Origin of the sequence: Streptomyces sp. LaPpAH-108, from assembly GCF_000373625.1 — a bacterium.
Taxonomy (GTDB): domain Bacteria; phylum Actinomycetota; class Actinomycetes; order Streptomycetales; family Streptomycetaceae; genus Streptomyces.
Genome location: NZ_KB891988.1, coordinates 1038290 through 1056919, shown reverse-complemented (window position 1 = coordinate 1056919; position 18630 = coordinate 1038290). Strand labels below are relative to the sequence as shown.

Below are 18630 nucleotides of genomic sequence, written 5' to 3'. Positions count from 1 at the left end.
CGTTGAGTACGCCTCCCAGGACCGCTCCCGCGCCCACGGCCGGCTGAGCCGATGGGTGCCGATCGCTCCTACGCGTACGGCGCCGCCGCCGGCCTCCTGGGCGACCTGCTCCTCGGTGATCCCCGCCGCCGCCATCCCGTGGCCGCGTTCGGACGCGCCGCCGGGGCCGCCGAGCGCGCGCTGTGGCACGACCACCGTGGCTGGGGCGCCCTGCACACGCTGGTGTGCGCCGGGGGCGCCGTCGCGACGGGCGCGCTGGCCGAGCGCGCCGTACGCCGCTCCCCCGCCGCGACCCTCGCGCTGACCGCCGCCGCCACCTGGGCCGTCGTCGGCGGCACCTCGCTGGCCCGGGAGGCCCGCGCCGTCGGCCGCGCCCTGGCCGACGGGGACCTCACCGCCGCCCGCGCCCGCCTCCCGCACTTGTGCGGACGCGACCCGCAGGCGCTGGACGCCGACGGGATCGCCCGCGCCGTGGTCGAGTCGGTCGCCGAGAACACCTCCGACGCCGTCGTGGGCGCCCTGGTGTGGGGCGCGGTGGCCGGGGTGCCCGGGCTGCTCGGCTTCCGGGCCGTCAACACGCTGGACGCCATGGTGGGCCACAAGTCGCCCCGGCTGCGCCGCTTCGGCTGGGCCGCCGCCCGCCTGGACGACGTGGCCGGGTGGCCCGGGGCACGCCTGACCGCTGTGCTGGCGACGCTGGCCGGACCCGATCCGCGCGGTGCCGTCCGCGCCTGGCGGGCCGACGCCCACCGGCATCCGAGCCCCAACGCCGGTCCGGTGGAGGCGTCGTTCGCGGGCGCCCTCGGCGTGCGCCTCGGCGGCACGCTGTCCTACGGCGGCCGGATCGAGCACCGGCCCGTGCTCAACGGCTCCGGGCGGCCGGTCCGGGTCGCCGACATCGACCGGGCGGTACGGCTCTCCCGCCGCGTCGGTCTGCTCGCGCTCGGCGTGAGCGCCGGGGCGAGCCTGATCCTGAAGGGGCGCGCGAAGTGAACGGTGGTCTCCTCGTCGCGGGTACGACCTCCGACGCGGGCAAGAGCGTCGTGACGGCCGGGATCTGCCGCTGGCTGGTCCGCCAGGGCGTGAAGGTGGCGCCCTTCAAGGCGCAGAACATGTCCCTCAACTCCTTCGTCACGCGCGAGGGCGCCGAGATCGGGCGCGCGCAGGCTATGCAGGCCCAGGCGTGCCGGGTCGAGCCGACCGCGCTGATGAATCCCGTGCTGCTCAAGCCCGGTGGCGAGCAGAGCAGTCAAGTGGTGCTGCTGGGAAAGCCGGTGGGCGAGATGAGCGCGCGCGGCTATCACGGCGGGCATCAACAGCGGCTGCTCGGCACGGTGTTGGACTGTCTTGCCGAGTTGCGGGGCACGTATGACGCGGTGATCTGTGAGGGGGCCGGTTCGCCCGCCGAGATCAATCTGCGGCGCACCGACATCGTGAACATGGGGATCGCGCGCGGCGCGCGGCTGCCCGTCCTCGTCGTCGGCGACATCGACCGGGGCGGCGTCTTCGCCTCCTTCTACGGCACGCTCGCCCTGCTCTCCCCCGAGGACCAGGAGCTGGTCGCCGGGTTCCTGGTGAACAAGTTCCGGGGCGATGTCTCGCTGCTGGAACCGGGGCTGGACATGCTGCGCGGCCTCACCGGACGCGACACCTACGGCGTGCTGCCCTTCCGGCACGGCCTCGGCATCGACGAGGAGGACGGACTCCGGGTCTCGCTGCGGGGCACCGTCCGCGAGTCCACGGTCGCCCCGCCGGTCGGCGAGGACGTGCTGCGGGTCGCGGTGTGCGCGGTGCCGCTGATGTCCAACTTCACCGACGTGGACGCGCTGGCGGCCGAACCCGGCGTGATCGTGCGGTTCGTGGACCGCCCGGAGGAACTGGCCGACGCCGACCTGGTGGTGGTGCCGGGCACCCGCGGGACCGTACGGGCGCTGGCCTGGCTGCGCGAGCGGGGTCTCGCGGACGCGCTGGTCCGCCGGGCCGCCGAGGGGCGCCCGGTCCTGGGCATCTGCGGCGGCTTCCAGGTGCTCGGCGAGCGCATCGAGGACGAGGTGGAGTCGCGCGCCGGGACGGTCGACGGGCTCGGCCTGCTGCCGGTACGGGTGCGCTTCGCCCGCGACAAGACCCTCACCCGGCCGACCGGGCAGGCCCTGGGCGAACCGGTCGAGGGGTACGAGATCCATCACGGTGTCGCCGAGGTCCTGGGCGGGGAAGCCTTCCTGGACGGCTGCCGGACCGGCCAGGTCTGGGGCACCCACTGGCACGGCTCGCTGGAGTCGGACGGCTTCCGGCGGGCCTTCCTGCGCGAGGTGGCCGCCGCCACCGGGCGCCGTTTCACCCCGGCCCCCGACACCTCCTTCGCCGCGCTGCGCGAGCAGCAGCTCGACCGGCTCGGCGACCTCATCGAACAGCACGCGGACACGGACGCGCTCTGGCGGCTCATCGAGTCGGGCGCGCCACGAGGACTGCCCTTCATCCCCCCGGGAGCGCCCGCATGAGCACAGTGTTGTTGTTGTCGACCGCCGACACGGATCTGCTGGCCGCGCGGGCCAGCGGGGCCGACTACCGCATCGGCAACCCCGTCCGCGTGGACGTCACCGGCGAACTGCCGGGCCTCCTCGCGGGCGCCGACCTCGCGGTCGTCCGGCTCCTGGGCGGCAAGCGCGCCTGGGAGGACGGGCTCGCCGCGCTGAAGGCGTCCGGGGTGCCGACCGTGCTCCTCGGCGGCGAGAGCGTGCCGGACGCCGAGCTGATGGCCGAGTCGTCGGTGCCCGCCGGAGTCGTGGCGGAGGCGCTGCGCTACCTGGTGGAGGGCGGCCCGGAGAACCTGCTGGAACTGTCCCGGTTCCTCTCCGACACCGTGCTGCTGACCGGCGAGGGCTTCGAACTCCCGCGCTCCATGCCGGAGTTCGGGGTGCACGGCGCCTACGAGCTGCGGGAGGGCCGCCCGACGGTGGGCGTGCTCTTCTACCGGGCCCATGAACTCAGCGGCAACACCGGCTTCGTGGACACCCTGTGCGAGGCGATCGAGGCGCCGGGCGCCAACGCCCTTCCGGTGTACTGCGGTTCTCTGCGCGGCGCGGATGCGGGGCTGTACGAGCTGCTGGGACGGGCGGACGCCCTGATCGCCACCGTCCTCGCGGCGGGAGGCACCCACGCCTCGTCCGCGTCGGCGGGCGGCGACGAGTCCTGGGACATCGGCGCCCTGGCCGATCTCAACATCCCGGTGCTGCAAGGGCTTTGCCTCACCTCCTCGCGCGCCGCGTGGGACGCGTCCGATGCCGCCCTCTCCCCCATGGACGCGGCCATGCAGGTCGCCATCCCCGAGTTCGACGGCCGTCTGATCACCGTGCCGTTCTCCTTCAAGGAACAGGGCCCCGACGAGGTCCCGGTCTACGTGGCCGACCCCGAGCGGGCCGCACGCGTGGCCGGAATCGCCGTACGGCACGCGGTACTTGGCCACAAGCCGAACGCCGAGAAGCGGATCGCGCTCGTCTTCACCGCCTACCCGACCAAGCACTCCCGCGTCGGCAACGCGGTCGGTCTGGACACCCCCGCCTCCGCGGTCCGGGTCCTGGACGCGCTGCGGGACGCCGGGTACGGGGTGAGCGGATACCCGTCCGGGGGCGACGAGTTGATCCACCGGCTCATCCAAGCGGGCGGCCACGACGTGGAGTGGCTGACCGAGGACCAGCTCGCCGCCGCGCCCGCGCGGGTGCCGCTCGCGGACTACCGGGCGTGGTTCGCCACGCTGGACCCGGCACTGCGCGAGGCCATGGTGGAGGCGTGGGGCGAGCCGCCGGGGAATCTGTACGTGGACGGCGACGACATCGTGCTCGCCTCCCTGCGGTTCGGGAACGTCGTCGTGATGATCCAGCCGCCGCGCGGCTTCGGGGAGAACCCGATCGCGATCTACCACGACCCCGACATGCCGCCCTCGCACCACTATCTGGCCGCCTACCGCTGGCTGGAGAACAGCTTCGGCGCGGACGCGGTCGTCCACATGGGCAAGCACGGCACGCTGGAATGGCTGCCGGGCAAGGGACTCGGGCTCTCCGGGGGCTGCGCTCCGGACGCGGTGCTCGGTGAACTCCCGCTGGTCTACCCGTTCATCGTCAACGACCCCGGCGAGGGCACCCAGGCCAAGCGGCGCGGGCACGCCACGGTGGTCGACCATCTGGTCCCGCCGATGGCCCGCGCGGACACCTACGGCGACCTCGCCAAGCTGGAGCAACTGCTCGACGAGTACGCCCTGGTGTCCGACCTGGACCCGACGAAGGCCCCGGCCGTGCGCGCCCAGATCTGGACCCTGGTCAAGGCGGCCGAGCTGCATCACGACCTGCACGTGGCCGAGCAGCCGGAGGACGGCGACTTCGACGCGTTCGTCATGCACATCGACGGCTATCTGTGCGAGATCAAGGACGTGCAGATCCGCGACGGACTGCACATCCTCGGCGGCGGGCCGCTCGGCGAGCCGCGCGTGAACCTGGTGCTGGCGGTGCTGCGCGCGTCCCAGGTGTGGGGCGGCCAGGCGAACGCGCTGCCCGGCCTTCGGGCCTCGCTGGCGGCTCATTTCGGGCTGGTGGAGAAGGAGTTGCTGGCGGAGCCGGGTGCGGCGGTGAAGGTTCCGGTGGAGCTGACGGCCCTGGTGGACGGTCCGGCGCGGACCGGTGCCGACGCGATCGACCTGCTGGAGCAGTTGTGCCGCCGGATCGCGGAGGGGATGGAGGCGCGGGCCTGGGACGGGGCGGCGGTGCCGACGGTCCTGGAGGAGGTGCTGGGCTTCGAACTGACCGAGGCCGCCGCCGTGTTGGAGTTCGCGTGCACGGAGGTCGTGCCCCGGCTGGCGCGCACGACCGACGAGATCGGGCACATCCTCCGTGCGCTGGACGGCGGTTACGTCCCGGCGGGCCCCTCGGGCTCCCCGACCCGCGGTCTGGTCAACGTCCTTCCGACGGGCCGGAACTTCTACTCCGTCGACCCCAAGGCGATTCCCTCCCGGCTGAGTTGGGAGGTCGGGCAGTCGCTGGCGGACTCGCTGGTGCAGCGGTATCTCACCGACACCGGGAGCTACCCGAAGTCCGTCGGTCTCACGGTCTGGGGCACCTCCGCCATGCGCACCCAGGGCGACGACATCGCGGAGATCCTGGCGCTGCTCGGCTGCCGCCCGGTGTGGGACGACGCCTCGCGCCGGGTCACCGGCTTCGAGATCGTCCCGCTCCCGGAGCTGGGCCGTCCCCGCATCGACGTCACGGTCCGCATCTCCGGCTTCTTCCGCGACGCGTTCCCGCACGTGGTCGGCCTGATCGACGACGCGGTGCGGGCGGTGGCCGAGCTGGAGGAACCCGCCGATGCCAACTACGTGCGGGCGCACGTGGAGGAGGACGCCGCCGAACACGGTGACCGGCGGCGCGCGACGGCCCGCATCTTCGGCTCCAAGCCGGGCGCGTACGGCGCGGGTCTGCTGCCGCTGATCGACGCGCGCAACTGGCGCTCGGACGCGGATCTGGCCGAGGTGTACGCGGTGTGGGGCGGTTACGCCTACGGGCGCGGGCTCGACGGGCGGGCGGCGCGCGGGGACATGGAGACGGCGTTCCGGCGGATCGCGGTGGCGGCGAAGAACGTCGACACCCGCGAGCACGATCTCGTCGACGCGGACGACTACTTCCAGTACCACGGCGGCATGGTCGCCATGGTGCGGCACCTCACGGGCGACAACCCCGAGGCGTACGTGGGTGATTCGGCGGTGCCGGACCAGGTGAAGACGCGCACGCTGGGCGAGGAGACGCACCGGGTCTTCCGGGCCCGCGTGGTCAACCCCCGCTGGATGGCGGCCATGCGCAGGCACGGGTACAAGGGTGCCTTCGAGATGGCGGCGACCGTGGACTACCTGTTCGGGTACGACGCCACGGCCGGTGTGGTGGACGACTGGATGTACGAGAAGCTCAGCGCGGAGTACGTCTTCTCGCCGGAGAACCAGGACTTCATGAGGAAGTCCAACCCCTGGGCCCTGCGGGGCATCACCGAGCGCCTGCTTGAGGCGGCGGACCGGGGGCTGTGGGCCGAGCCGGACCAGGAGACGCTGGAGCGGCTGCGGGCCACGTATCTGGAACTCGAAGGGGAACTGGAGGGAGACGAGTGAGCACGCATTTCCCGTTCACCGCCGTGGTCGGGCAGGAGGACCTGCAACTGGCCCTGCTGCTCAACGCGGTGGCGCCGAACATCGGCGGAGTGCTCGTACGGGGCGAGAAAGGCACCGCGAAGAGCACCGCCGTGCGTGCGCTCTCCGCTCTGCTGCCACCGGTGGAGGTCGTCCCGGGGTGCCGGTTCTCCTGTGACCCCGCCTCCCCCGACCCGTCCTGCCCGGACGGCCCGCACGGGGCCGGTGCGGCCGAGGCGCGGGCCGCCCGGATGGTCGAGCTGCCGGTCGGGGCCTCCGAGGACCGGCTCGTCGGTGCGCTGGACATCGAGCGGGCGCTCGCGGAGGGCGTGAAGGCGTTCGAGCCGGGGCTGCTCGCCGCCGCGCACCGGGGGATCCTCTACGTGGACGAGGTCAATCTCCTCCACGACCACTTGGTGGACCTGCTGTTGGACGCTGCCGCCATGGGTGCCTCATACGTCGAGCGCGAGGGCGTCTCCGTACGGCATGCGGCGCGGTTCCTGCTCGTCGGGACCATGAATCCGGAAGAGGGCGAATTGCGGCCCCAACTGCTCGACCGGTTCGGGCTGACCGTGGAGGTCGCGGCCTCGCGGGAGACGGATCAGCGGGTGGAGGTCGTACGGCGCAGGCTGGCGTACGACGACGATCCGGCCGGGTTCGCGGCGCGGTGGGGCGACGAGGAGGCCGCCGTACGGCAACGGGTCATCGCCGCGCGGGAGTTGTTGCCCAAGGTGCGGCTCGGGGACGGGGCGCTGCGGCAGATCGCGGCGACGTGTGCCGCGTTCGAGGTGGACGGGATGCGGGCCGACATCGTGATGGCGCGTACCGCGACCGCGTTGGCCGCGTGGGCGGGGCGTACGGACGTGCTCGCGGAGGATGTGCGGCAGGCGGCACTGCTGGCGTTGCCGCACCGTCGGCGTCGAAATCCTTTCGACGCGCCGGGACTTGACGAGGACAAGCTCGATCAGACTCTGGAGGAGTCCTCGGAGTCTTCCGGGGACGACGATCCCGATCCCGACGGGCCCGGTGGTGGTGGGCAGCCGTCCCCCGATGCGGGGCCGCAGGACGGTGATGGAGGTGCCGCCGCTTCCGAGGGCGGGGAGGCGGAGGGCGCCGGTGCCGGTGCGGGTGAGCAGGCTCCGGCGCGGGCTGCCGAGCCGTTTCGTACCAAGGCGTTGAACGTGCCCGGGATCGGGGAGGGCGCGGCCGGGCGGCGTTCGCGGGCGCGGACCGAGCATGGCCGGACCACGGGGGCGCGGCGTCCCCAAGGGGCCCTGACCAAGCTGCACTTGGCGGCGACCGTGCAGGCGGCGGCGCCGCATCAGCGAGTGCGGGGGCGTTCCGGGCCGGGGCTTGTGCTGCGGCGGGACGATCTGCGGCAGGCGGTGCGGGAGGGGCGGGAGTCCAATCTCGTGCTGTTCGTGGTGGACGCCTCGGGGTCGATGGCGGCTCGGCAGCGGATGAGCGCGGTGAAGGGTGCCGTGCTGTCGTTGCTGCTCGACGCGTATCAGCGGCGGGACAAGGTGGGCCTTGTGACCTTCCGGGGTTCGGGCGCCGAGGTCGCGCTGCCGCCGACCTCGTCCGTGGATGCCGCCGCCGCGCGGCTGGAGTCGCTGCCGACCGGTGGGCGTACGCCGCTCGCGGCCGGACTGCTGCGGGCGCACGAGGTGTTGCGGGTGGAGCGGTTGCGCGATCCCTCGCGGCGGGCGCTGGTCGTGGTGGTGACGGACGGGCGGGCGACGGGTGGTCCGGAGCCGGTGGCCCTGGCCGGGCGGGCGGCGCGGCTGTTCGCGGCCGAGGGGGTCGCGTCGGTGGTCGTGGACTGCGAGTCGGGTCCGGTACGGCTGGGGCTCGCCGGGCGGCTCGCGGGTGAACTGGGCGGTACGGCGGTGACGTTGGACGAGCTGCGGGCGGATTCCATCGCCGGGCTCGTGAGGGATGTACGGGGTACGTCGAGGAGGGCCGCGTAATGCCGCAGGGACAGCCGAGTGTCGTACCGGACGACGGGCTGACGACACGTCAGCGGCGCAACCGGCCGCTGGTGGTGGTGCACACCGGGATCGGGAAGGGCAAGTCGACTGCCGCCTTCGGGCTGGCGTTGCGGGCCTGGAATCAGGGGTGGCCGATCGGGGTGTTCCAGTTCGTCAAGTCGGCGAAGTGGAAGGTCGGCGAGGAGAACGCGCTGCGGGTGCTCGGTGCCTCGGGGCAGGGCGGGTCGGTGGACTGGCACAAGATGGGCGAGGGCTGGTCCTGGGTGCAGCGGGACGCGCAGCTGGACAACGAGGAGAAGGCGCGGGAGGGGTGGGCGCAGGTCAAGCGGGACCTGGCGGCCGAGACGTACCGCCTTTACGTGCTGGACGAGTTCGCTTACCCGATGCACTGGGGGTGGGTGGACACGGAGGAAGTGGTCGCCGTGCTGCGGGCGCGGCCTGGTAACCAGCATGTGGTGATCACGGGTCGTAACGCGCCTGCTCCGCTGGTGGAGTTCGCGGATCTGGTGACCGACATGTCCAAGGTCAAGCATCCGATGGACGCGGGGCAGAAGGGGCAGAGGGGCATCGAGTGGTGATGTCCGTACCTCGGCTGGTCATCGCGGCGCCGTCTTCCGGCAGCGGGAAGACGACTGTTGCCACGGGGCTGATGGCCGCGTTCGTCGCGCGCGGGCTTGCGGTGTCTCCGCACAAGGTGGGGCCGGACTACATCGATCCCGGGTATCACGCGTTGGCCACCGGGCGGGTGGGGCGGAATCTCGATGCGTATCTGTGTGGGGCGGAGTTGGTGGCTCCGCTGTTTCTGCATGGCTCGCGGGGGTGTGATCTTGCCGTGGTCGAGGGGGTGATGGGGCTTTTCGACGGGGCGGTGGGGCAGGGGGAGCTGGCGTCTACCGCGCAGGTGGCGAAGTTGCTGCGGGCGCCGGTGGTGTTGGTGGTCGATGCGTCGTCTCAGTCTCGGTCCGTCGCTGCGTTGGTGCATGGGTTCGTTTCCTGGGACACGGGGGTGCGGATCGGGGGGGTGATCCTCAACAAGGTCGGGTCGGCGCGGCATGAGGAGTTGTTGCGGGAGGCGCTGGAGTCTGTGGGGGTTCCGGTGCTGGGGGTGTTGCGGCGGGGGGCGTCTGTGGAAACACCGTCGCGGCATCTGGGGTTGGTGCCGGTCGCCGAGCGGGGTGCTGCCGCGGTGTCGGCGGTCGCGGCCATGGGCGCTTTGGTTGCCAATGGGTGCGACCTTGATGCGCTGCTCGCGTTGGCTCGGGGGGCGGGGGCGTTGTCGGGTGCGGCTTGGTGTGCGGCTGAGGTCACAGAATTGCCCACCCACGACCACCCGTCTCGGTTGGCTGAAAAGGGGACGTGCGGTCCGGATCGGTTGGCTGAGAACAGCGCGGCGGGTGCGACTCGGGCGGCTGAGCGGGGCGCGGACGGATCGTCTCGGTTGGCTGAACAGAGCGCGGACGGGTCCTCTCGGCTGGCCGAACAGGACGCGGACAGGTCCTCTCGGCTGGCCGAACAGGACGCGGACAGGTCCTCTCGGCTGGCCGAACAGGACGCGGACAGGCCCTCTCGGCAGACTGACCAAGACGCGAACAGGCCCTCTCGGCTGGCTGAACAAGGCACGGTCGGATCGTCTCCCGCGGCTGAGCAGGGCGCGGACCGGTCCTCTCGGCAGGCCGAACAGGACGCGGACAGATCCTCTCGGCTGGCCGAACACGGCACGGGCGGATCGTCTCGCGCGGGTGGCCAAGGGCCGGGTGGGTTCGCTCGGGCGGTTGGCAAGCAGGTGGTCGGCAAGGCTCGGCCCCGTGTCGCCGTCGCTGGTGGGGCCGCGTTCAGCTTCTCCTATGCCGAGCACACCGAGTTGTTGAGCGCCGCCGGGGCGGAGGTCGTCACGTTCGATCCCCTGTGGGACGAGGAACTGCCCGATGGGTGTGCGGGGTTGGTGATCGGGGGTGGGTTTCCCGAGGTGTATGCGGCGGAGTTGTCGGCGAACGAGAGGCTGCGGAAGGCCGTGGCGGAACTCGCGGAGCGGGGGGCGCCGATTGCCGCCGAGTGTGCCGGACTGCTGTATCTGTGCCGGGAGTTGGACGGGGCGCCGATGTGCGGGGTGCTGGACGCGTCGGCGCGGATGAGCGGGCGGTTGACGCTGGGGTATCGGGACGCGGTGGCCGTCGGGGACAGTGTGCTGGCCGCCGCCGGGACGCGGATGCGGGGGCACGAGTTCCACCGGACCGTCGTGGAGCCCGGTGCCGGGGCGGCGCCCGCCTGGGGGGTGCTCTCGCCCGCGCGGCGGGTGGAGGGCTTCGTACAGCAGGGGGTGCACGCGAGTTATCTGCACACCCACTGGGCGGCCGAGCCGTCGGTGGCCCGTCGGTTCACGGAGAGGTGCCGTACGTCATGAGCAGCAGGCTGATCGGGGTCGGGGTGGGTCCTGGCGACCCGGAACTGGTGACGGTGAAGGGGGTCGGCGCGCTGCGGGCCGCCGATGTGGTCGTCGTACCGGTGATGGACACCGGGGAGCGGGGGCGGGCCGAGGCGACGGTGCTGCACTACGTGGACGCGGCGAAGGTGGTCCGGGTGGTGTTCGCGCTGAACGAGCGGACCGACCGGGCGCGCCGGGAGGCCGCGTGGGACGCGGCGGGCGCGCGGGTCGCCGGGCTGCTCCGGGAGCACGGGTGCGTCGCGTTCGCGACCATCGGCGACCCCAACGTGTACTCGACGTTCACCTACCTCGCGCAGACCGTCGCCGAGCTGGTGCCGGGGGTCGTGGTGGAGACGGTGCCCGGGATCACCGCGATGCAGGATCTGGCGGCGCGGTCGGGTGCCGTACTGACGGAGGGCACCGAGCCGCTGACCCTCGTACCGGTGACGGCGGGCGAGTCCGCGCTGAAGGAGGCGCTGGCCGGGCCCGGCACGGTGGTGGCGTACAAGTTCGGGCGCCGGGCCGCCGAGGTCGCCGAGGCGTTGCGTGAGGCCGGGCGGCTCGACGACGCGGTGTGGGGTTCCGCCCTCGGTCTGCCGGACGAGTCGATCCGCCCGGCCGCCGAGCTGGACGGCGCGACGCTGCCGTACCTGTCGACGCTGATCGCGCCGCCGCGCCGGGACGGCGGCAGGGGCGGAAAACTGTGAGGGGGCCCTGCGCGGCCTCCGCGGCCACAGGGGCCACGGGTCGGGCGGTGTCAGCCGCCGGACACCGCGACCACCAGCCAGATGAACGCCGCCCCCGCGACCGTGCACAGCAGCGTCGAGCGCGCCGGGTGGTCGTGGTGGGCCTCCGGCAGGATCTCCGCGGCGGCGAGGTAGAGCAGGGCGCCGCTGAAGAGGCCGAGGTAGCCGCCGAGCAGGGGCTCGGGGATGTGGATGAAGACCGTGGAGAGGGCGCCGAGGACCGGGGCGCAGGCGTCGGCCACGAGCATGGCGACGGCGCGGCGGCGGGCGTTGCCGTAGAGGCTCGTGATGGTGAAGGTGTTGAAGCCGTCGGCGAAGTCGTGGGCGATGACGGCGAGAGCGACGGAGAGGCCCATGCCGCCGCCGACCTGGAAGGCCGCGCCGATCGCGACGCCGTCCATGGCGCTGTGCCCGACCATCGCGGCGGCGGCCGTGAGGCCGACCTCGGGGGCCCGGTGGTGGTCGTGCTCCTCCCCGCCGTGCGCGGCCTGGCGTCCGGCGAGGAGACGTTCCACCAGATGGGCCAGCAGGAATCCGCCGACGAAGAGCAGCAGGGCGGCGGGTACGCCGAAGACCTCGCGACCGGCCGCGCGCAGCGCCTCCGGCAGCAGATCGAGGCCGACCACGCCCAGCATCAGGCCGCCCGCCAGGCCCAGGACCAGGTGGCGACGGTCGGTCACACGCTGTGCCGTCCAGCCGCCGGCCAGCGTCATCACAAACGCGCCGAGCGCGACGAGGACCGCCATAACGACCTTGGTATCCGATGAAGGGCCCTCCGCGCACATCCGACGCCTGTGAAACCTCCGCAGACCCTGACATTTCCCTCACTTCTTTTCGTACGAGAGGACCTTTCCCCATGGCCGAGCCCCAGGCCGCGCCGCAGGCCGCTGACGTGGCCGGGCCCCCCGCCACCGCCCCCACCGGCAAGGTGACCTTCGTCGGTGCCGGTCCCGGCGCCGCCGATCTGCTGACCTTCCGCGCGGCCCGGGCGATCGCCGAGGCGGACGTGGTGATCTGGGCGGCGAGCCTGGTCCGGGCGGAGGTCCTGGAGCACGCGCGCGCGGACGCGGAGGTCCTGGACTCGGCCGCGCTGTCCCTGGAGGACGTGGTGGCCGTCTACCGGCGCGCCCTGGCCGACGGGCTGAAGGTGGCCCGCGTCCACTCGGGCGACCCGTCGCTGTGGGGCGGCACCCAGGAGCAGCTGGACCGGTGCGCGGAGATCGGGATCGCGACGGAGATCGTGCCGGGGGTGTCGTCGTTCTCGGCAGTGGCCGCGCTCGCGGGGCGCGAGCTGACGATCCCCGAGGTGGCGCAGTCGGTGATCCTGACCCGGCTCGGCGGCGGCAAGACGCCGATGCCGCCGGGCGAGGAGGTACGGGAGTTCGCCCGGCACGGTACGACCATGGCGGTGTTCCTGTCGGCGGCGCGCAGCGGTCAGCTGGTGCGGGAACTGCTGGAGGGCGGTTATCCGACGAGCACTCCGGTGGTGGTCGCCCATCAGGTGACCTGGCCGGAGGAGCTGGTGGTGCGCTGCACGATCGGCACGCTGGAGGAGACGGTCAAGGAGCACCGGTTGTGGAAGCACACCCTCTTCCTGATCGGCCCGGCCCTGGACGCCCACGGCACCCGCTCGCACCTCTACCACCCCGGCCACTTCCACGGCTTCCGCAAGGCGGACCCTCAGGCGCGGCGGGCGCTGCGGGAGCGGGGGGCGAGCAGGTGACGGCGTCGCACACGGACGTGCCGCTGATCACCGTCGTCGGCACCGGCACGGGCGCTCCCCTCTCCGCCGACGTGCTCGCCAAGGCCGCCCTGGTCGTCGGCGGCCAACGCCACCTGGACGCCGCCGACCTACCCGAGGACGTCCAGCGCATCGCCCTCGGCCCCCTCTCCCCCGCCCTGGACGCGATCGCCGAGACCCTGGCCAAGGATCTCCCGGTGGTCGTGCTGGCCTCGGGCGACCCCGGGTTCTTCGGGATCGTGCGGGTGCTGGCGGAGCGGTTCGGCGCGGCGCGCCTTGAGGTACGGCCCGGGGTGTCCTCGGTGGCCGGGGCGTTCGCGCGGCTGGGGCTGACCTGGGACGACGCGGTGGTGGTGAGCGCGCACGGGCGTGATCCGCGGACGGCGGTGCAGCTGTGCCGGGCGTATCCGAAGGTGGCCGTGCTGACCGGGCCGGGGTCGGGTCCTGCCGAGCTGGGTGCCCGGCTGACCGGCAGCGACCGGACGCTGGTCGTGGTGAGCGACCTCGGTGAGCCGGAGGACGAGCGGGTGGAGCGGGTGACGCCCGCCGAGGCCGCCCGGCGGAACTGGGGCACGGCGGTGAACGTGGTGCTGTGCCTGGACGAGTCCCGGGCGCCCCGGGGTCCGCGCACGATGGCGGGCCCGGCCGTGGGGCCCGGGCGCTGGGCCCTGGAGGAGGACGCGTTCGCGCACCGGGACTCGATGATCACCAAGTTCGAGGTACGGGCGCTGGCGCTGGCCCGGCTCGGGCCGCGCCCCGGCGACCTGGTGTGGGACGTGGGCGCGGGGTCGGGCTCGGTGGCGGTGGAGTGCGCGCGGCTCGGCGCGGCCGTGGTCGCGGTGGAGAAGACCGGGGACGGCTGCGCGCGGGTACGGGCCAACGCGCGCGCCCATGACGTGGACGTGTCCGTGGTGCACGGTACGGCTCCGGAGGCGCTGGCCGCTCTGGACGACGATCCCGACGCGGTGTTCGTCGGGGGCGGGGGCCGTGAGCTGGGCGCGGTGGTCGAGGCGTGCGCGCGGCGGGCGCGGCGCACGGTGGTGGTCGCGATGGCCGCGCTGGACCGGGTGCCCGAGGCGCGCGCGGCCCTGGCGCGGGCCGGATTCGGCTGCGACGGCGTGCTGTTGCAGTCCTCGCGGCTGGCGCCGCTGCCCGGTGACGTGACCCGGCTCGCGGCCACCAACCCCGTTTTCCTGCTGTGGGGCGAGCGTGCCTCCCGGCCGAACGAAGGAGCAGTTGAGTGATCGGCCTGATTTCCGCCACCTCCGCGGGGGCTGCGGCGCGGGACCGCCTTGCGGCGGCGTGGCCGGACCGTACCCGGGTGTACGAGGGCCCGGTGGGGGACGCGGTCCGGGCCGCGTTCGCGGAGTGCGGGCAGCTGGTGTGTTTCCTGGCGACGGGTGCGGTGGTCCGTCTGGTGGCGCCGCTGCTCGGGGACAAGGCGGCCGATCCGGGTGTGGTGTGCGTGGACGAGGGCGGCCGGTTCGCGGTGTCGCTGCTCGGCGGGCACGCGGGGGGTGCCAATGAACTCGCCCGTGAGGTGGGTGAGTTGCTGGGTGCGGAGCCGGTGGTGACGACCGCTACGGACGCGGTGGGCGTGGCCGGGCTCGACACGCTCGGCCTGCCGTACGAGGGTGCGGTCGCGGCGGTGTCACGGGCGCTGCTGGACGGTGAACCGGTGGCCCTTGAGGCCGAGTTGGCGTGGCCGCTGCCTCCGCTGCCGGTGGCGGAACACGGGGCGTACACGGTACGGCTCACCGACCGCGCCGTCGAACCGGGGCCGCGCGAGGTGCTGTTGCGTCCGCCGTCGCTGGTGGTCGGGGTGGGTGCCTCGCGGGGTGCGCCGGTGGACGAGGTGCTGGAGCTGATCGGGTCGGCGCTGGCGGGGGCGGGGCTCTCGGTGCGGTCGGTGGCTCAACTCGCCACGGTGGACGCCAAGTCGGAGGAGCCGGGCCTGGTGGGCGCCGCCGAGCGGCTGGGCGTGCCGCTGGTCGCGTACCCGGCCTCGGAGTTGGCGGCCGTCGTCGTACCGAACCCGTCCGACGCGCCCCTCGTGGCGGTCGGTACGCCGTCCGTGGCGGAGGCGGCGGCGCTGCTCGGCGGGGGTGAACTCCTCGTGCCCAAGCGGAAGTCGGCGGGGAGTCCGGCGATGGCGACCTGTGCGGTCGTACGGCGTCCGGCGCGTGGGCGGCTCGCGGTGGTGGGGCTCGGGCCCGGCGCCCGGGACCTGGTCACGCCGCGCGCGGTGGCCGAACTGCGGCGCGCCTCCGTGCTGGTGGGGCTCGACCAGTACGTGGACCAGATCCGGGATCTGCTGCGTCCGGGCACGCGGGTGCTGGAGTCGGGGCTGGGCGCGGAGGAGGAGCGGGCGCGTACGGCGGTCGCGGAAGCGCGCGCGGGGCACGCGGTGGCGTTGATCGGGAGCGGGGACGCGGGGGTGTACGCGATGGCGTCCCCGGCGCTCGCGGAGGCGTCCGACGACATCGATGTGGTGGGCGTGCCGGGGGTGACGGCGGCGCTTGCGGCCGGGGCGCTGCTCGGCGCGCCGCTGGGCCACGACCATGTGTCGATCAGCCTGTCCGACCTGCACACACCGTGGGAGGTCATCGAGCGGCGGGTGCGCGCGGCGGCCGAGTCCGACCTCGTGGTGACGTTCTACAACCCGCGCTCGCGCGGCCGGGACTGGCAACTCCCCAAGGCGCTCGCGGCGTTGGCGGAGCACCGGGCGCCTTCCACCCCGGTCGGGGTGGTGCGCAACGCCTCGCGGCCCGACGAGTCCAGCCGGGTGACCACGCTGGCCGCGCTCGATCCGGCGTCCGTGGACATGATGACCGTGGTGACCGTGGGCAACACCGCGACCCGGGAGATCGCCGGGCGCATGGTGACCCCGCGCGGCTACCGCTGGCAGGCGAGCGCCGAGGAGGGTGCCCGGTGAACCGTGTGGTCCATCCCATCGAGCAGGAGTCCTTCCGGCGGCTGCGCGCCCGCCTGGACACCTCCGAACTCCCCTTGCTGACCAGGGCGGTGGTGGAGCGGGTGATCCACTCGGCCGCCGATCTCGACTACGCGAGCGATCTGGTCCTGGCCGAGGCGGACCTCGTGCGCGGGCATGCCGCGCTGCACGCGGGGGCGCCCGTCGTGGTGGACGTGGAGATGGTCGCGGCGGGAATCACCCGGCGCGAGACGGTCTGCCGTCTGAAGGACGCCAAGTCCGGTCCTGGAATGACCCGTTCGGCGCATGCCGTGCGGCTCGCGTACGAGGAGGTCGGGCCCGGCGCCCTGTGGGTGATCGGCTGTGCGCCGACCGCCCTGGAGGAGCTGCTGACCCTGGACGCCGATCCGGCGCTCGTCATCGGCCTGCCCGTCGGCTTCGTCGGCGCGGCCGAGTCCAAGGAGGCGCTGCGCGCGAGCGGGCTGCCCGCGGTGAGCAACGTCTCCGAGAAGGGCGGTTCGGCGGTGGCCGCCGCCGCGCTCAACGCCCTGCTGTACCAACCGTTTTACCCCGAGGAGAAACAGTGACCACCCAGCCGCCCGCCCTGCTCGTCGCCGGACACGGCACCCGGGACGAGGCCGGAGCCGAGGCTTTCCGTGCTTTCGTACGGGAGTTGGGCCGTCGTCGCCCCGAACTGCCCGTTGCGGGCGGCTTCATCGAGCTGTCGCCGCCCCCGCTCGGTGAGGCCGTCGCCGAGCTGGTCGAGCGGGGCGTGCGGACGTTCGCGGCCGTACCGCTGATGCTGGTCTCCGCCGGGCACGCCAAGGGCGACATACCCGCCGCGCTGGCCCGCGAGAAGGAACGGCACCCGGGTCTGACGTACACCTACGGCCGCCCCCTCGGCCCGCACCCCGCCCTGCTGCGGGTCCTTGAGCGGCGCCTGGACGAGGCCCTGGCGGGCACCGACCGCGCTGATGTCACCGTCCTCCTCGTGGGGCGCGGCTCCACCGACCCGGACGCCAACGCCGAGGTGTGCAAGGCGGCCCGGCTGCTGTGGGAGGGGCGCGGCTACGCCGCCGTCGAGACGGCGTTCGTCTCCCTCGCGGCGCCGGACGTGCCGAGCGGGCTGGACCGGTGCGCTCGGCTGGGGGCGCGGCGGATCGTCGTCCTGCCGTACTTCCTGTTCACCGGCATCCTCCCGGACCGGGTCCGGCGTCAGACCGAGGAGTGGTCCGCCGCGCACCCGGAGACCGAGGTGCGCTCGGCCGAGGTCATCGGTCCGGAGCCGGAGCTGCTGGATCTGGTCCTTGAGCGGTACGAGGAGGCGGTGCGGGGGGATCTCCGGATGAACTGCGACTCGTGCGTCTACCGCATCGCGCTGCCGGGCTTCGAGGACAAGGTGGGGCTCCCGCAGCAGCCGCACTTCCACCCGGACGACGATGGGTCCGACGCACATGGGCACGGGCACGGCCATGGGCACCACCACCATGGCGGCCACGCACACAGCCATGCGCACTGAGGGCTACAGCGGGCCTGATCTGCGGCATCACGGCGACGCCGAGGTCCGCGACGACGGGGCCGCCCTGATCGACCTCGCGGTCAACGTCCGCACGGGGACGCCTCCGCTGTGGCTCCGCGAGGAGATCGCCGCGTCCCTGTCCTCCCTCGCGGCCTACCCGGACGGGCGGGCCGCGCGGGCGGCGGTGGCGGCGCGGCACGGGGTGCCGGTGGAGCGGGTACTGCTGACCGCCGGGGCCGCCGAGGCGTTCGTCCTGCTGGCGCGGGCGCTGAAGGTACGGCGCCCGGTGGTCATCCACCCCCAGTTCACGGAGCCGGAGGCGGCGCTGCGGGACGCGGGCCACACGGTGGACCGGGTGGTGCTCCGGCAGCAGGACGGCTTCCGGCTGGACCCCGGACTCGTCCCCAAGGACGCGGACCTGGTGGTGGTCGGCAACCCCACCAACCCGACGTCCGTCCTGCACCCGGCGTCCGAGCTGCTACGGCTCGCCCGCCCGGGGCGCACGCTGGTCGTGGACGAAGCCTTCATGGACGCGGTCCCGGGCGAACGGGAATCCCTGGCCGGACGGTGCGACGTGCCGGGGCTCGTGGTCCTCCGCAGCCTCACCAAGACCTGGGGCCTCGCGGGCCTCCGCATCGGCTACGTCCTCGCGGAACCGGAGGTCATCACACGCCTCGAACGGGCTCAGCCCCTATGGGCGGTCTCCACACCAGCACTGGCGGCAGCACGGGCCTGCATCACACCACAGGCCCTCACGGAGGCGGAAGCGGCTGCCCGTCAGATCGCCGTGGACCGCGAGTTCCTGGTCAAGGGACTGACGGAACGGAACGCAGAGGTGACCGGCCCCGCAGAGGCCCCGTTCGTCCTCGCCCGCATCCCCGGCGCGCCCGAAGTACGCCCACGCCTACGCGCCTTGGGCTACGCGGTCCGCCGAGGCGACACCTTCCCCGGCCTCGGGCCGGAGTGGATCCGGGTCGCGGTACGCGACGCGGACACAACGACGGGATTCCTGACGGCACTTGACACCGCGATGAGCTGAGCAGGCACAGGGCGGAACCGACAAGCGGCCCGGGGCCGCCGATTCGTTCGGTGGTCCCGGGCCGACTCCGTCAGGTGGTC

13 protein-coding genes and 2 pseudogenes are annotated in these 18630 nt (G+C 73.4%); 14 read left to right on the top strand and 1 reads right to left on the bottom strand.

Going from position 1 to position 18630, the window contains the following annotated elements; all coding sequences use genetic code 11:
- Nucleotides 1-51 precede the first annotated feature (51 nt).
- From B079_RS0110885 to cobI, 8 genes and pseudogenes are all read left to right on the top strand, one after another.
- Complete coding sequence (locus B079_RS0110885) at nucleotides 52-993, top strand: cobalamin biosynthesis protein (RefSeq protein WP_018545833.1); 942 nt, start codon at nucleotides 52-54, stop codon at nucleotides 991-993.
- Complete coding sequence (locus B079_RS0110880) at nucleotides 990-2498, top strand: cobyric acid synthase (RefSeq protein ID WP_020573031.1); 1509 nt, start codon at nucleotides 990-992, stop codon at nucleotides 2496-2498. The genes B079_RS0110885 and B079_RS0110880 overlap by 4 nt, the downstream gene beginning before the upstream one ends.
- A complete protein-coding gene (gene cobN, locus B079_RS0110875; protein ID WP_086022349.1) occupies nucleotides 2495-6142 on the top strand; it encodes a cobaltochelatase subunit CobN in 3648 nt (1215 codons plus the stop codon). Before B079_RS0110880 ends, cobN begins: the two co-directional genes overlap by 4 nt.
- On the top strand, nucleotides 6139-8130 hold the full coding sequence (locus B079_RS0110870) for a putative cobaltochelatase (protein ID WP_018545830.1): 1992 nt from the start codon (nucleotides 6139-6141) through the stop codon (nucleotides 8128-8130). The genes cobN and B079_RS0110870 overlap by 4 nt, the downstream gene beginning before the upstream one ends.
- Nucleotides 8130-8729 (top strand): cob(I)yrinic acid a,c-diamide adenosyltransferase, encoded by a 600-nt coding sequence (gene cobO / locus B079_RS0110865; protein WP_018545829.1) that lies wholly within the window; start codon nucleotides 8130-8132, stop codon nucleotides 8727-8729. The genes B079_RS0110870 and cobO overlap by 1 nt, the downstream gene beginning before the upstream one ends.
- Nucleotides 8729-9529, top strand: a pseudogene (locus B079_RS34905) (cobyrinate a,c-diamide synthase); the annotation flags it as partial. The gene cobO and the pseudogene B079_RS34905, both read left to right, overlap by 1 nt.
- A gap of 420 nt (nucleotides 9530-9949) precedes the next feature.
- Nucleotides 9950-10552: pseudogene (locus B079_RS34900) on the top strand (cobyrinate a,c-diamide synthase); the annotation flags it as partial.
- Nucleotides 10549-11280 carry a precorrin-2 C(20)-methyltransferase gene (gene cobI / locus B079_RS0110855; RefSeq protein WP_086022359.1) on the top strand — a complete coding sequence of 244 codons (732 nt, stop codon included), beginning with the start codon at nucleotides 10549-10551 and terminating at the stop codon, nucleotides 11278-11280. The pseudogene B079_RS34900 and the gene cobI, both read left to right, overlap by 4 nt.
- Before the next feature lie 50 nt (nucleotides 11281-11330).
- On the opposite strand, the gene B079_RS0110850 is transcribed toward cobI, so the two are convergent.
- Nucleotides 11331-12065 (bottom strand): ZIP family metal transporter, encoded by a 735-nt coding sequence (locus tag B079_RS0110850; protein WP_018545826.1) that lies wholly within the window; start codon nucleotides 12063-12065, stop codon nucleotides 11331-11333.
- A 110-nt stretch (nucleotides 12066-12175) separates the two neighbouring features.
- Between B079_RS0110850 and cobM the strand changes: the two genes are divergently transcribed.
- The 6 genes from cobM to cobC are packed head-to-tail and all read left to right on the top strand — an operon-like array spanning nucleotide 12176 to nucleotide 18550.
- The gene (cobM, locus tag B079_RS0110845; RefSeq protein ID WP_018545825.1) at nucleotides 12176-13042 is read left to right on the top strand and encodes a precorrin-4 C(11)-methyltransferase; all 867 of its coding nucleotides are present in this window, start codon (nucleotides 12176-12178) and stop codon (nucleotides 13040-13042) included.
- Between the two features lie 23 nt (nucleotides 13043-13065).
- Nucleotides 13066-14304, top strand: coding sequence for a bifunctional cobalt-precorrin-7 (C(5))-methyltransferase/cobalt-precorrin-6B (C(15))-methyltransferase (locus B079_RS0110840; RefSeq protein WP_026248567.1), 1239 nt, complete (start codon nucleotides 13066-13068; stop codon nucleotides 14302-14304).
- Nucleotides 14301-15995, top strand: coding sequence for a precorrin-3B C(17)-methyltransferase (gene cobJ / locus B079_RS0110835; protein WP_018545823.1), 1695 nt, complete (start codon nucleotides 14301-14303; stop codon nucleotides 15993-15995). Before B079_RS0110840 ends, cobJ begins: the two co-directional genes overlap by 4 nt.
- A complete protein-coding gene (locus B079_RS0110830) occupies nucleotides 15992-16579 on the top strand; it encodes a precorrin-8X methylmutase (RefSeq protein ID WP_018545822.1) in 588 nt (195 codons plus the stop codon). The genes cobJ and B079_RS0110830 overlap by 4 nt, the downstream gene beginning before the upstream one ends.
- Nucleotides 16576-17511 (top strand): sirohydrochlorin chelatase, encoded by a 936-nt coding sequence (locus B079_RS0110825; RefSeq protein ID WP_018545821.1) that lies wholly within the window; start codon nucleotides 16576-16578, stop codon nucleotides 17509-17511. The genes B079_RS0110830 and B079_RS0110825 overlap by 4 nt, the downstream gene beginning before the upstream one ends.
- Complete coding sequence (gene cobC / locus B079_RS0110820) at nucleotides 17501-18550, top strand: Rv2231c family pyridoxal phosphate-dependent protein CobC (RefSeq protein WP_026248566.1); 1050 nt, start codon at nucleotides 17501-17503, stop codon at nucleotides 18548-18550. The genes B079_RS0110825 and cobC overlap by 11 nt, the downstream gene beginning before the upstream one ends.
- The last annotated feature ends 80 nt before the right edge of the window (nucleotides 18551-18630 follow it).